Origin of the sequence: Sphingobium salicis subsp. salicis, assembly GCF_049472635.1 — a bacterium.
GTDB lineage: Bacteria > Pseudomonadota > Alphaproteobacteria > Sphingomonadales > Sphingomonadaceae > Sphingobium > Sphingobium yanoikuyae_A.
Window position 1 is genome coordinate 1246322 of the sequence record NZ_JAYRCS010000001.1, and the last position, 14179, is coordinate 1260500.

Here is a 14179-nt window from a genome sequence, read left to right on the forward strand (position 1 = left end):
TTGCCAATGATGTCGAACGGATATGAACCGCCGCTACGCTTCGCCGCCGCGCTCGACCAGTTGCACGATCTGGTGACGGCGGAAACCGGCCATGATGATTTTGGCCCCGACGATTATCTGCCGGGGCTTCGCGTGCTGCTCCAGTCGATGGATTATGATCCGCGCTTTACCGTGGCGGGGCGGCGCACCGCCTGGGGCCATGTTGTGGGTGTTCTGCGCGGCCGGGCAAGTGCGATCGCGGCGATGAAGGCGCATCCGGGCTTCGATGCCCGGCCGATCCTGAGCCCTGTGGTCATCACCGGGGTGCCGCGCACCGGGACCACGGCGCTGCATCGGCTGATGGCGGTCGATCCGCGCTTCCAGGGGCTGCAAAGCTGGCTGCTCGATACGCCGCGTCCGCGTCCACCGGTCGAAAGCTGGCAGGACGATGCCGATTTCTGCCGTTCGGCCGCCTTGCTGGAGCGGCGCTATGTCGATGCACCAGCCAAGCGGGCCGCGCATCATGTCGCGGCCGAGGAAGTGCATGAATGCTGCATGCTGCTGCGCCAGTCCTTTGTTTCCAACCTGTGGAGCTGCGGCTGGTCGGCGGCAAGCTATGACGCGTGGTGGTGCGCGCAGAGCGAGGCGGCGGGCTATGACCATTATCGCCGCTGTGTGCAGTTGATCGGTGCCAACGACCCGGACAAGCGCTGGCTGCTCAAAAATCCCGGCCATATCGAAAATCTAAACCTGCTCTTTGCCGTCTTTCCCGATGCAAGGGTGATCCAGACCCATCGCGATCCGGCCAGGGCATTGCCTTCGCTCGTATCGCTGCTGATGGCGGGGCATGGCGCGATGGAGGACGGGCGGGCGGCCGAGCGCGGCGCGCTGATGCTGGCACGCGAAACGGCCAAATGGTCCCATGCCGTGCGCAAGGCGGAAAAGGTGGCGAAGCGCCATCCGGGCCAATTGCTCGATATCGTCCATGGCGATTTCCATGCGCAGCCCATGGCCGTGCTTGAGCGCATCTATACCTTTATCGGCATGGAGATGCCCGATGCGACGCGCATGGCCATGGCACAACGGATCGCGGATAAGCCCGAGATGCAGCATGGCGTTCATCGCTATTCGATCGCCGACTATGGCATGAGTGCGCAAGAGGTGCATTCGGCGTTCGACGATTATGTGGCGCGCTTCGACCTGGCGGAGACAGGACGATGAAGGCGGCCATCTATCCGGGCGATGGTCAGCCGATCATCATCGCCAACCTGCCCGATCCGCGACCGGCCATGGGGGAATTGCTGATCCGCGTCCACCGCTGCGGCATCTGTGGCACCGACCTGTCGATGACCAGGGGCGGCATGTGGGATTATGGCCGTGGCGAGCAGATCGGCCACGAATATGCCGGCGAAGTGGTGGAGGTCGGCGCGGGTGTCGATCGCTTTCGTGCTGGCGACCGGGTCGCGGTCATGCCCTCGATCGGCTGCGGCCAGTGCAGTCCCTGCCAGGAGCATGGGAATCCGGTATTATGCGGCGCAAAGCCGGGCGGCGCGATGCGGGGCTTTGCCGAATTCGCGGTGGTGCCGGCCGATGCGGCGGTGCGCCTGCCCAAAACCCTGTCCCTGGCCGATGGCGCGCTGATCGAGCCGCTGGCCGTCAGCCTGTATGGCGCGCGCTTTGCCGATATCCGTCCCGGCGACCCGGTGCTGGTGCTCGGCGGCGGCACGGTTGCGCTCTATGCCATCTATTGGGCGCGGCGATTGGGGGCGGGGCGGATCGTGGTCCTGTCGCGATCCGACCGGCGGCGTGATCTTGCGATCGCCATGGGTGCCGATACCTTTTTCTCTTTCGGCGACGAGGAAAAAGGGCAGGTGATCGAAGCCCTGGGTGGCGCGCCCCGGATCGTGTTCGAGGCTGTCGGGGTGGACGGTATGCTGGGGCGAGCGGTGAACCATGTCGCGCCATTCGGGCGGATCGTGTCGCTGGGCTTCTGCACGGCGCCGGATGCGATCATTCCGGCGCTGGCATCCTATAAATGCGCCAGCCTGCAATTTGCCGTCGGCTACCGTATGGCGGAATTCCTGCACATCGCCGACCAGATGGACAAGGGGCATGTCGACCCCAAGGCGATCATCAGCAATGCGATCGCGCTGGATCAGCTGCCGGCGATGATGGTGACGCTGCGCGGGACCAATGAAGAAACCAAGGTACATGTCCGTTGCGGCTAGACCTGGACGGCCACCGCCTTTCGCCCGTCGCCGCCGAACACGCGCAGATAGCGGTCGATCTCGGCCGGGTCGCCGGTCGCCTTGGCGGGATTGTCCGACAGCTTCACCGCCGGGCGACCATTGGCGTCCACCACCTTGCACACCAGTGAGATCGGATCGAGTCCATCGGTTTCGAACGGGGCGCAGCCGCGAAAATCATTGGTGAGATTGGTGCCCCAGCCAAAGCTCATCCGCACGCGGCCATGGAAATGGCGATAGGTCGCCTCGATACTGTCGACGTCCATGCCATCGGAAAAGATCAGCAGCTTGCTGCGCGGATCGCGCCCCTTTTCCTGCCACCAGCGGATGATCTGCTCACCCGCCTCGATCGGTGGGGCGCTGTCGGGACGGAAACCGGTCCAGTCGGCAACCCAGTCCGGCGCGTCCTTCAGGAAGGCGGCGGTGCCGAACGCGTCGGGCAAGGCGATGCGCAGATTGCCGCCATAATGGGCCTGCCATTGTTCCAGAACCGCATAAGGCGCGCGGGCCAGTGCTGCATCGTCCGGCGCCAGTGCCGCCTGGACCATCGGCAATTCATGCGCATTGGTGCCGATCGCCTCCAGGTCGGCATCCATCGCCAGCAGCACGTTGGACGAGCCGATGAAGCGGTCGCCCAGACCTTCCTTCAGCGCCTCGACGCACCAGCGCTGCCACAGGAAGCCGTGGCGACGGCGTGTGCCGAAGTCGGAGATGACGAGATCGGGCAGGGCGCTCAGGCGTTCGACCTTCTCCCACAATTTCGCCTTGGCACGGGCGTAAAGCACGTCGAGCGCGAAGCGGCCACGCCCCTTCATCGCCGCGCGCGATCGCAATTCGTTGATGATGGCGAGGGCCGGAATCTCCCACATCATCGTCTCGATCCAGAGCCCGTGGAAGCGGAGCTCATATTGGCCGTCGACCTGGCGCAGCTCATATTCCGGCAGGCGAAAGTCCGCGAGCCAGGCAATGAAATCCGGGCTGAACATCTGGGTGCGGCCATAGAAGCTGTTGCCCGCCAGCCAGATCAGTTCCTTCTTGCCGAAGCGCAGCGACCGGGCATGGTCGAGCTGGGCGCGCAGTTCGCCTTCATCAATGATGTCGGCCAAGCGTACATGGTGGGTGCGGTTGATCAGCTTGAAGGTGGTCTGGACATCGGGATGCTGCTGCCGGATCATCTGCAGCATCAGCAGCTTGTAGAAATCGGTGTCGAGCAGGCTGCGCACGATCGGGTCGAGCCGCCAATTATGGTTGTAGGTGCGGGTGGCGATATCGGTGAAGACCATGAAGAACCTGATGGACAGCAAAATTGACAGGGGCGTGCTGCACCGTTCCCCATGGAGATCATGATGGCAAGGCTGATGAAGGGATTATCGGCCGATGAAGTTCGGGGCGCGCTTGTCTCGCGTTGCGGCCAGTCCCTCGCGATGATCGGCGGTAGTGGCGAGGAAGGGCTGGACCAAGAATTCGCGGTCGAGGAACTGGTCGAAGGATAGCGTGGTCGCCTCGAATAATTGCTTGCTCATCGCCTGTGCGACTGGCGGCCCCTGCGCAATGCGGGTGGCCAGTTCGATCGCCGCGTCTCGGATTGGGCGGTCTGCTTCGATCGAGAGGAGGAGGCCGAGATGCAAGGCTTCATCGGCGGTCAGCGTCCGGCCGCTATAGACGATTTCCTTCGCGCGCATCGGGCCGACCAGCCGGGTCAATTGCCAGATGGCGCCGGCGTCGGGCGCATAGCCGATCCGGCCGAACAACTGTGCGAAGCTGGCGTTCGGGCTGGCGAGGATCAGATCGCAGGCGAGTGCCAGGCTCCAGCCGGCGCCGACGCAGACGCCGTCGACCGCTGCGATGACCGGCTTGGGCGTGGCGGCGATGGCGCGGATCATGCGGTGGAGCGCTCGCATCCGCTTGAGGAAAGCGGCACTGTCGGCGGCACCCATCTCGCCGGTATCGGCGCCCGAGCAGAAATGACCGCCTGCACCGGTCAGGACGACCGCGCGAACCCCGTCATCCTGGGCTAGATCGTCGAACAGCGTGGCGATCTCGCCGCGCATCGCCATGGTGAAGGCATTGCGCCGGTCGGGGCGATCGAGCGTCACGATCGCCACGGCGCCGTCATGCTCCAGCTGCAGGGTCATGGCGTGGGCGTCCAGCCGAAGGACTGACCACTCTCCCGCTGCCATTTGTCGAACCAGGGGGCGAGCTGGCGGGCGCGAAAGTCCGGGGCGGCGGCGATATGTTGGCCGATGACCAGCGGGTTGGTGCGACCGTCCTGGCTGGCGGGCCATGGCGGCAGGCCGGGGCCGTTGGGATCGCCGCTGCGCACATAGTTCAGCATCCAGCCCGACATGGTCCTGGCGAGCGCCCGGCTTTCCGCATCGACCGAGGGAGACTGGCCGAGCCAGAATAGGCGGTCGGCGCAATGGTCCGCGCCTGGCTTTGTGGCACGCTGGTCAGGCGGCACGAAATCGAACTGATAGGCGCGTGTCGGCAGGCCGGCGCGGGCCGCCAATTGGGCCATGCCGAGCGCCGCCGAGGTGAACAGGAAGTCGGTCTGCACCTGGCGCAGCAATTCCGCCTCGTCGGTCAGGCCATAGCTGGCGGACACGGCCGACAGATCGATGCCGAAGCGGCGCGCCATTTCCGCCCGGCCAAAGCCCATCAGGCCAAAGACGCTGGCTTCGTTGCTGGTCGATCCGATGATCAGCGGGACATGCGCGATCTGGCCCCTTGCGAACAGGGTGGAAAGGGGAGCGGGGAGCCAGCTGCCATCGACGGTTGCGCCAAAGTCCGGCGCGCCGCTGTCGCCGGCCAGCACCTGCGCGACGCTGAGCCTGCGCAGGGCAGCGAGCGATGGCGCGCCATCGCCGGTCACGCCGGTGCGCTGGGCAAAGGCCAGTCCCTGTTCCTGCGCCTGGGGTAGGGGGCGGTTGGCGTTGAACAGGCCGCCGGCCGAATGGGCGCTGGCGCGCGTGAACAGGCCCCTGGCCATCGGCGTTGCCATCAGCGCATTGATGCTGGAGCCGCCCGCCGAACAGCCGATGATGGTCACATTGTCGGGATCGCCGCCGAAGCGGGCGATATTCTGCCGGACCCAGTGCAGCGCCGCGACCTGATCCATCAGCCAGAAATTGGCGGTCGCCTTGGGCGATTCGTTTGTCAGCGCCGGGTGCGCGAAGAAGCCGAGCCGCCCGATGCGGTAATTGGGGGCGACAAGGACGACACCCTGCTTGACCAGCGGCGGCATGCCGTTGCGGAAGGGCTCCCGACCCGAGCCGACGAAATAGGCGCCGCCATGGACGACGAACAGCACCGGCAATTTGCGGGCGCCAAGGTCAGGTGAGGCGACGTTGAGGGTCAGGCAATTTTCATCCTGGGGGAAGGCTGCGTCCTCTTTGCGCTGTGGCTGGGGGCAATCAGCCGCAAAGCCCGTGGCATCACGCTCGGTCTTCCAGGCGCGGACCGGTTGCGGTGCGCGCCAGCGATTGGCGCCGACCGGCGGCGCGGCATAGGGGATGCCGCCAAAGAAGCGGACATCGTCGCGCACAACGCCGCGGATCGGACCGGACGCGGTGGACAATCGGGGTGGTGCCGAAGAAGGCGTGGCATTTCCAAGGCTTGCCCATAAAGCGACGGCCGCGGCCGCGCAGGCGACAGGACGCTGCACCATCTCCATCATCCCCTCATCAATTTTGCTCTATGGTGCATAATAATGTTGGAGAGGATTATCGCTGTCAAGCGCGCAGGCGCGTTGACAGGGTCGTGAATCTGCACCAAGGTGCAATATAAAGAGGCGCGAACAGGGGCGCACGGAGAAGGATGAGAGCATGAAGGGAAGAGTGTCGACGGCCGTGGCGATCCTGGCCCTGGCAAGCGGGCTGGTCGCCTGCGGCGCGGACAGCGCAGCGCCGGGCGGTCCGACCGCCAACTGGTCCAGCTTTGGCGGCGACGACAAGGAGCAGCATTATAGCGCGCTCGACCAGATCAGCGCCGACAATGTCGGCAAGCTCGGCCTCGCCTGGTCCTATGACATCGATACCTATGACAGCTATACCCAGCCGCTGGCGATAGATGGCGTCCTCTATTTCGCGGTCGGCCTGTCGGTCGTCCATGCGCTCGACGCCAAGACCGGCAAGCTGCTGTGGCAATATGACCCCGACGTGGCGAGCCAGCCGGAGGCGAAATGGCGGATGCGCGCCGGCTGGGGCACGCGCGGCATCGCCTATAAGGACGGGCTGATCTATACTGCCACCCGCGAAGGCCGGCTGATCGCGGTCGACGCCAAGACCGGCAAGCCGCGCTGGTCGGTCCAGACGCTCGACGAGGCGGAAAATGGCTATATCACCGGCCCGCCATGGGTGGCCGGCGACAAGGTCGTGGTCGGCTTCGGCGGCGCGGATTACAGCCCGACCCGCGGCTATGTGACCGCCTATGATGCCAAGACCGGCAAGAAGGCGTGGCGCTGGTTCGTGGTGCCGGGCGATCCGGCCAAGGGCTTCGAGAACAAGGCGATGGAAGCGGCGGCCAAGACCTGGACCGGCGAATGGTGGAAGTTCGGCGGGGGCGGCACGGTGTGGCACGCCATGGCCTATGACGCCAAATATGACCGCATCTACCTTGGTACCGGCAATGGCTGGCCGTGGAACCAGAAGATCCGTTCGCCCGGCGGCGGCGACAATCTCTATCTCGCCTCGATCGTGGCGATCGACGTGAAGACCGGCGAATATGCCTGGCACTATCAGGTGAACCCGGAAAACAGCCACGATTTCAACGATGCGATGGATATCGAGCTGGCCGATATCGAGATTGGCGGCAAGATGCGGTCGGTGCTGATGCACGCGCCCAAGAATGGCTTCTTCTATGCGCTGGACCGCGAGACCGGGAAGTTCATCTCGGCCGGTGAGTTCGCCAAGCAGAATTGGGCCAAGCGGATCGATCCGGTCACCGGCCGGCCCGAGATCAATCCCGAGGCGCAATATCCGAACGGCAAGCCGTTCATGATGTATCCCTTCCCCAATGGCGCGCATGGCGTGCAGGCGATGGCGTTCAGTCCCAAGACGAACCTCAGCTATATTCCGGTGATGGAGGGCGGCCGCGTGTTCGTCGATCCGGCCAATGTGAAGGACTGGACCTACAAGCCGGGGATGATGGTCAACACCGGTCTGGGCGCGCCGCCGGCCAATCTGGTGCCGCCCGCTGCGGTGAGCAAGCTGGTCGCCTTCGACGTCGCCAACAACAAGGTTGCCTGGTCTGTGCCGCAACCTGGCGTGTTCAATGGCGGCATCATGGCGACCGGTGGCGGCCTGCTGTTCCAGGGAACGAATGACGGCAATTTCAACGCCTATTCGGCGACCGACGGTCGCAAGCTCTGGTCCTTCCCGGCGCAGAACGGGATATTGTCCGCGCCGATCAGCTATACGGTCGGCGGCAAGCAATATGTGTCGGTGATCACCGGTTTCCGCAGCAGCTTCCCCAACGTGCCCAACTGGGATTATCGCCAGCAGCAGCGCCGGGTGCTGACCTTTGCGATCGGCGGCACCAAGGCGCTGCCCAAGTTCGAGCCGGTGGACGAGCCGATACAGGATGATCCGGCCTTCACCGTCGATGCCGCCAAGGCCAAGGTCGGCGCCGGCATCTACAATAGCAGCTGCGTCATCTGTCATGGCGCGGGCATGATGGCGGGCGGCGCCGCGCCCGACCTGCGCAAGTCGGCGGTGCCGCTGGACGCGGAGACGTTCAAGTCGGTGGTGCATGACGGGGCGCTGATGGCGCGCGGCATGGGAGCCTTCGAGCAGTTGAGCGACGCCGATCTGGAAGGGCTGCGCCACTATATCCGCCAGCGTGCGCGGGAAACCGCGCCCAAGGCAAACTGACCTCCCATGGCATCCGGCCCCTTGTGGCGGATGCTGCTTCGCCCCGCTTCCTTTCATTGGGAGGCGGGGCTCCTTGTCTGCGCTGAGCGGGGGCTTGCACAAAGTCCAGCCGTGCGGCATCAAATTTGCACGTTCATGCAATTGCGTTATGATCGTCGGTTACGTGCCCCCGCCGGGCGCGCCTCGGGGAGGATGAGCGAATTTGACGACGGACAAGGACATGGCTGACCTCAAGGAAAATGGCGATCGGCCGCAGACCTATTCCAGTCCGGCGATCATCGAACGCCGTCGCCGGATATTGGAGGAAACGCGCAAGGTGATCGCCGAACAGGGGATCGCGGCGCTGAGCATGAACGAGATCGGCCAGCGCGCGGGTGTCGCCAAGCGGACGCTCTACAACGCCTTCCAGACCCGCGAGCGCATGATCGCCACCGCGATCCAGGAATATTTCGACGAATATGTCAGCCGCATCGTCTATTCGAGCCCGCCCGGCACGATGCAGCATAATCTGGAGCGGATGATCTCGGTCGTCCAGCGCAACCGGAAAATCCGTAATTATATCAAGGCGATCATGGCGCTCTATTTCAGTTCGGATGTCGACCGCGACATCTGGACCGCGATGCATTCGCCGGCCATCCATCATAACAAGCAGTGGATCGAGGCGCTCGACGCCACGAAGCAGCTGCAGCCTTGGGTGCAGGTCGACAAGCTGGTCGATGATCTGGTGCGCTTCGAATATGCGACCATCAACGATTGGGCGCAGGGCCGCATACCCGATGACGAGGTGATCGTCCGCCTGGTCAGCAGCTATCTGTCCTGCCTGCTCGGTTCGCTGAAGGGCGCGGCGCGCAAGGAAGTCGAAGCGCTGATCAAGGATATTGCCGAGCGCGGGATGGACGCGCTGCCGATGTCGCCCAAGACCAAGACGAAACCGGCTTGAATCTGCACCATGATGCAAATTTTCTTGCGTCATGGTGCGCGCCTCGTCTAGGCATGCCCCAGGCCCGACATGGGCATCAGCATGGGAGAGTGAGATGAGCGCGCCGAGCGAAGACCCCGAACTGTTGTTCGAGCTGCGCGAGGATGGTGTCGCCGTCATCACCCTCAACCGGCCGCGCGCGAAGAACACCGTCTCCTTCACCATGTGGGAGCAGTTTTCCGCCGCGCTCGACCGGCTGGAAAATGCGACGCCAGCGCGGATGCTGCTGCTCTGCGGGGCGGAAGGCTATTTCAGCAATGGCGGCGACGTGAAGCTGCCGCCGGCGCGGGGCGAGGGGGCGTTGCGGCTCGCCGCTCGGCTGGAGATGGGGCAGCGGATCATCCGGCGGTTGCGCGCGCTGCCGATCCCGACCGTGGCGGCGGTGGAGGGCGGCGCTTTTGGCGTGTCCTGGAGCCTGGCGATGGCCTGCGACATGATCTTCGCTGCCGAGGATGCGCGGTTCGGTGCGCCATTCCTGGATTTCGGGCTGGTGCCGGATGGCGGCGCGGCATGGTTCCTGACCCGGCAACTGGGGCGGGCACGCGCGGCCGAGATCATCTTTTCGGGGCGGACATTGGAGGCGGCCGAGGCATTGAGCCTGGGGCTGGTCAGCCGGCTGGTGCCGCCGGGCGAGGCGGTCGCGCAGGCGCTGGCGCTGGGCGCGACGATCGGTGGTGGCAATGCCCATGCGGTCGAACTGACCAAGCGGCTGCTGGATCAGGCGGAAAGCGGCGACCTGTCGGCCAATCATGCGCTGGAACTGGTCTATTGCCATACCTGCCAGGCGGGGGAGGAGGTGCCCCGCGCCCGCGAGGCGTTCAAGGCACGCGCAGCGGCGAAGGCTGCCGCGAAGGGCGCAACTGGGGCGAAGGAATAAGTCATGCAGTTCGACATGCGCAGCCTGCCGATGGCGACCCGCTACAAGATCGTCAATTCGACCATCACCCCGCGCCCGATCGCGTGGATCACCACCCGGTCCGAAGCGGGCGTGGTCAATGCCGCGCCCTACAGCTTCTTCAACTGCGTCGGCACGGAGCCGCCGCTGGTGGCGCTGGGCCTGCTCAAGGAACCGGTATCGCGCGGCCTGAAGAACACGGCCGCCAACATCATCGCCACCGGCGAGTTCGTCGTGAACCTGGTGTGCGAGGATGATGCCGAGAAGATGAACCATTGCAGCGTCGATGCGCCGGCCGATGTCAGCGAGATCGACTATGCCGGGATCGAGACCGCGGCGTCGGTGGTGGTGGCGCCGCCGCTGATCGCCAGCAGCCCGGTCAGCTTCGAATGCCGCAAGGTCGCGGCGATGGACATCGGCACGATGCAGACGGTGATCATCGGCGAGATCGTGATGGCGCATATCCGCGACGAGTTCATCACCGATCGCGAGCGAGTCTATTTCGACACGCCGGCGATGAAGCTGATCGGTCGCACCCATGGTAGTGGCTGGTATGTGCGCAATGGTGACAGTTTCCAGATGGACCGGCCACGCTATGATCCGGCACGGCTGACGAGCAAGGAATGAATTTGAACCTATAGTGCAATATTACTTGCGCTGCCGGGAAAAAGCGTGTCTGTTTCAAGGGAAAGGTCGGAGGCGCGATTCCGCGCACTACCGGCCAGATCCGAACAAGAGGCGGCGCAGACCGCCAAACAGGAGTGCGTGATGCCCGGCCCTCTGGACCATCTTGTCGTTATCGAGCTGTCGACCGAAATGCCGGTCGCGATTGCGGGCATGCTGCTCGCCGACCATGGCGCCGACGTGCTGAAGGTCGAACCCAGGGGCGGCGCCTATTTCGCCCATGAACTGACCCGCAAGAGCTGGGACCGGTCCAAGCGCAGCGTCGAATTGAACATCGTTGATGCGGACGACCGGGCAGCGCTGCGCGGACTGCTCGGCGGAGCGGACATCTTCATCCATGCACTGGAGGAGGGAAAAGCGAAGGCGCTTGGCCTGGACGGTGAAAGCCTGGCGCGCGACTATCCGGAGCTGATCGTGTCGGCGCTGACCGCCTATGGCGCGGACACGCCCTTTGCCGACCGGCCGCGCGGCGAGGGGCTGGCGGCGGCGCTGCTGGGCACGATGATCGACAAGTCCAGTCCGTTCCGCGAGGGGCCGGTCTATCTCGGCCATCCCGCGCTTCATTATGGTCAGGCGTTTCTGGGCGTGATCGGCGCGCTGACGGCGATCCGGGCGCGGCGATCGAGCGGCAAGGGGCAGAAGGTCGAATCCTCGCTGCTCGACGCGATGCTGGCCCAGTCGCCGATGAACAACTGGTGGCAGGAAGAGGGGATTTCCTACATCAAGGCAGGGGATTCCGGCGCGGTCGACCGGTTTGGCCGGACCCGGCTGGTGACCGGCATGTTCGAATGCGGCGACGGCCTGTTCCTGCAGATCCATACCGGCGGCCAGGGCGGCTTCAAGGCGGCGATGGATCAGTTGGGCTTTGGTGATCGGGTGTCGGTGGTCAAGGGCGCGGCGGAAATGTCGGTGCCATTGAGCGATGACGAATATCATATCGCCCGCGTCGAGATTTTCGATGCGTTCAAGGCGCGCCCGCGCGCCGAATGGATCGCGCTGTTCCAGGCAGCCGATGTCGCCGCGCTGCCGGTGCTGGAACCGGCCGAAGTCTTGCTGGACGAGCAGGTGGAGTTTGTCGGGCAACGGATTGCGCTGCCGGACGCGGAATTCGGCACCATCTATCAGGCGGCGCCTGCCGTGCGGTTCGATCGCACGCCCTGCGCCGCGCCGCGACCGGCGCCGATGATCGGCGCCGACAATGGCTTGCTGGCCGATCTGATCGCGCGCAAGCGGGGCGAACTGGCGGCGGCGGGCAAGCCGATCGACCGGCCGCTTGAAGGCATCAAGGTGGTGGACTTCTCGTCCTTCTTCGCGGTCGGCTTTGGCGGTCGGCTGCTGTCGGACCTGGGTGCCGACGTCATCAAGGTGGAGACGCCCGATGGCGACCAGATGCGGCCGCTGCCCGACTGTTTCGACGCGGCGCAGCGCGGCAAGCGCGACATCGTGCTGAACCTCAAGCAGCCCGAGGCGCTGGAGGCGGCGTTGAAGCTGGTGGCTGAAGCCGATGTGGTGACCCATAATCTGCGCCCCGGCAAGGCCGACAAGCTGGGCATCGGCTATGAGGCGCTGTCGAAGATCAATCCGCGCCTGCTCTATGTCTATCTGCCCGGCTATGGCTCCAGGGGCCCCAAATCGCTACTCAAGAGCTTTGCGCCCTTGGTGTCGGGCTGGACCGGCCTGCTTTATGAAGGTGGCGGCGCGGGCAATCCGCCGACCCGGTCGGTGTTCGGCAATGAGGATTATAATAACGGCTTTCTGGGCGCGGCAGGCATATTGATGGGGCTGGAGCGGCGCGCGATCAGCGGCGTCGGTGACTATATGGAGATACCCCAGCTCCATTCGAGCCTGTGGACCACGTCCGAGCATTTCCTGGATGCCGACAAACAGGTCGTCTACGGCTTCCGCCTCGACAAGGATCAGGCGGGCTATAATGCGCTCGACCGGCTTTACCGCACCAGCGACGGCTGGATCTGCATAGCCTGCCGGCAGGACGATCGCTTCGCGGCGCTGGCGCGGGCGGTGGGGCAGGCCGGGCTGATCGACGATCCGCGCTTTGCTTCGCCAAAGGAACGGTCGCTGCACGATGCGGCGCTGCTCGCGGCGCTGGCGCCCTGGTTTGCCGACAAGACGAGCGCGGAGGCTTTCGCCCTGCTCGATGCGACGGGCGTGCCGTGCGAGATACCGGTGGCCAAGAGTTGGGTGCGCGAGGCGCTGTGGCAGGATTGGGCGGTGGCCAGCAACCGGGTGATCGAGAATTTCGATTCCATGTATGGCCATGTCCGCCAGTTCGGCAGCTTCATCCATCTGAGCGACACGCCGGGCCATGCGCGCAAGTCCGCGCCGCGGCTGGGCGAGCATACGCGGCAGATATTGGCCGAGATCGGCTATGCGTCGGACGCGATCGACGCGCTGATCGACAGCGGCAAGGCGATGCAGGCGGCGGACGTGACCGGCCGCATCCAGTCGCGCGTCTCGGCGGCCTGAACCAATACATAAATAGGGAAGAGGAACCCAAAGGGTGCAGTTGAACCTTCGTTACGACATGAACCGGCCGGATTTCGGTGCGCCGCATCCCGTGCTTTACCGCACCGCGATCGAGCAGGCGCAATGGGCCGACAAGCTGGGCTTCACCCAGGTGTTCCTGGCCGAGCATCATGGCGCGGAGGGCGGCTATTGCCCGTCCTCCATGGTGCAGGCGGCGTCTATTCTGGGGGCGACGGACAACATCGTCGCGCATCTTTCGGCGCTGGTCGTCACCATGCATGATCCGCTGCGGCTGGCCGAGGATCTGGCGGTGCTGGACAATATTGCGCCCGGCCGGGTGTGGCTGACCGCCGGCATGGGCTATCGCCCGCATGAGTTCGAGATGTTCGGCAAGGACATCAGCAAGCGGCTGGCGATCATGAACGAGGCGATGGCCACGCTGAAGCAGGCCTGGACCGGCGAGCCGTTCGAGTTTCGCGAGCGCACCGTGCGGGTGACGCCGACACCGGCGACGCCGGGCGGCCCCAAAATCTACATGGGCGGGTCGACCGACAAGTCGGCGATCCGCGCGGCCAAGGGCGGCTATCAATATTTTCCCGGTCATCCCGACCTCTTCACCCTCTACAAGGAGGAGCGGGAAAAGGCCGGCTTCCCGCCGCCCGAGGAACTGCGCACGCCGGCGGCGAGCTTCCTCTATGTCTCCGACGATCCCGACCGCGACTGGCCGCTGGTGGCGCCGCATGTCGCCTATGCGACCAACGCCTATGCCGAATGGGCCAAGGAGCGGGGCACCGGCCAGACCCGCTATCAGCCCGCCGAGACGATCGAGGGGCTGAAGGCGATGCCGAACATCAAGGTGCTGACGCCCGACGAATGTTTCGAATATCTCAAGGGGCTGGGCCGGGGCACCGCCGTCACCTTCCACGCGCTGCTGGGTGGGCTCGACCCCGAAGTATCGTGGCGCAGCCTGCGCCTGTTCGAGAAGGAGGTGCTGCCGCGCCTGCGCGCCGAGCCGGGCCTGCTGGAAAATCCGGGAGAATGA

11 protein-coding genes are annotated in these 14179 nt (G+C 64.8%); 8 read left to right on the forward strand and 3 right to left on the reverse strand.

Annotation, left to right across the window (positions count from 1 at the left end; translation table 11 throughout):
• Positions 1-6 precede the first annotated feature (6 nt).
• Positions 7-1200 carry a sulfotransferase family protein gene (locus VHN57_RS06095; RefSeq protein WP_278985654.1) on the forward strand — a complete coding sequence of 398 codons (1194 nt, stop codon included), beginning with the start codon at positions 7-9 and terminating at the stop codon, positions 1198-1200.
• The gene (locus VHN57_RS06100; RefSeq protein ID WP_278985653.1) at positions 1197-2207 is read left to right on the forward strand and encodes an alcohol dehydrogenase catalytic domain-containing protein; all 1011 of its coding nucleotides are present in this window, start codon (positions 1197-1199) and stop codon (positions 2205-2207) included. The genes VHN57_RS06095 and VHN57_RS06100 overlap by 4 nt, the downstream gene beginning before the upstream one ends.
• On the opposite strand, the gene pncB is transcribed toward VHN57_RS06100, so the two are convergent.
• From pncB to VHN57_RS06115, 3 genes are all read right to left on the reverse strand, one after another.
• A complete protein-coding gene (pncB, locus tag VHN57_RS06105; protein WP_125996952.1) occupies positions 2204-3508 on the reverse strand; it encodes a nicotinate phosphoribosyltransferase in 1305 nt (434 codons plus the stop codon). The two genes, VHN57_RS06100 and pncB, sit on opposite strands and share 4 nt — an antisense overlap.
• A gap of 84 nt (positions 3509-3592) precedes the next feature.
• Positions 3593-4360: an enoyl-CoA hydratase/isomerase family protein gene (locus tag VHN57_RS06110; RefSeq protein ID WP_278988711.1), complete on the reverse strand. Its 768-nt coding sequence runs from the start codon at positions 4358-4360 to the stop codon at positions 3593-3595.
• On the reverse strand, positions 4357-5802 hold the full coding sequence (locus tag VHN57_RS06115; protein ID WP_423283132.1) for a carboxylesterase/lipase family protein: 1446 nt from the start codon (positions 5800-5802) through the stop codon (positions 4357-4359). Before VHN57_RS06115 ends, VHN57_RS06110 begins: the two co-directional genes overlap by 4 nt.
• 247 nt (positions 5803-6049) lie before the next feature.
• On the opposite strand from VHN57_RS06115, the gene VHN57_RS06120 reads away from it, so the two are divergent.
• The 6 genes from VHN57_RS06120 to VHN57_RS06145 all read left to right on the forward strand — a co-directional run bounded on the left by VHN57_RS06120 (position 6050) and on the right by VHN57_RS06145 (position 14179).
• Entirely contained in the window at positions 6050-8095 is a 2046-nt protein-coding gene (locus VHN57_RS06120) for a PQQ-dependent dehydrogenase, methanol/ethanol family (protein WP_423283134.1), read from the forward strand.
• A gap of 202 nt (positions 8096-8297) precedes the next feature.
• Positions 8298-9035, forward strand: a complete 738-nt coding sequence (locus tag VHN57_RS06125) for a TetR/AcrR family transcriptional regulator (protein ID WP_423283136.1) — start codon at positions 8298-8300, stop codon at positions 9033-9035.
• Positions 9036-9129: 94 nt separating this feature from the next.
• Complete coding sequence (locus VHN57_RS06130; protein WP_278985979.1) at positions 9130-9951, forward strand: enoyl-CoA hydratase/isomerase family protein; 822 nt, start codon at positions 9130-9132, stop codon at positions 9949-9951.
• 3 nt (positions 9952-9954) lie between these two features.
• A complete protein-coding gene (locus tag VHN57_RS06135) occupies positions 9955-10596 on the forward strand; it encodes a flavin reductase family protein (RefSeq protein ID WP_278985980.1) in 642 nt (213 codons plus the stop codon).
• Between the two features lie 141 nt (positions 10597-10737).
• Entirely contained in the window at positions 10738-13137 is a 2400-nt protein-coding gene (locus tag VHN57_RS06140) for a CaiB/BaiF CoA-transferase family protein (RefSeq protein ID WP_278985981.1), read from the forward strand.
• A 34-nt stretch (positions 13138-13171) separates the two neighbouring features.
• Entirely contained in the window at positions 13172-14179 is a 1008-nt protein-coding gene (locus tag VHN57_RS06145; RefSeq protein ID WP_278985983.1) for an LLM class flavin-dependent oxidoreductase, read from the forward strand.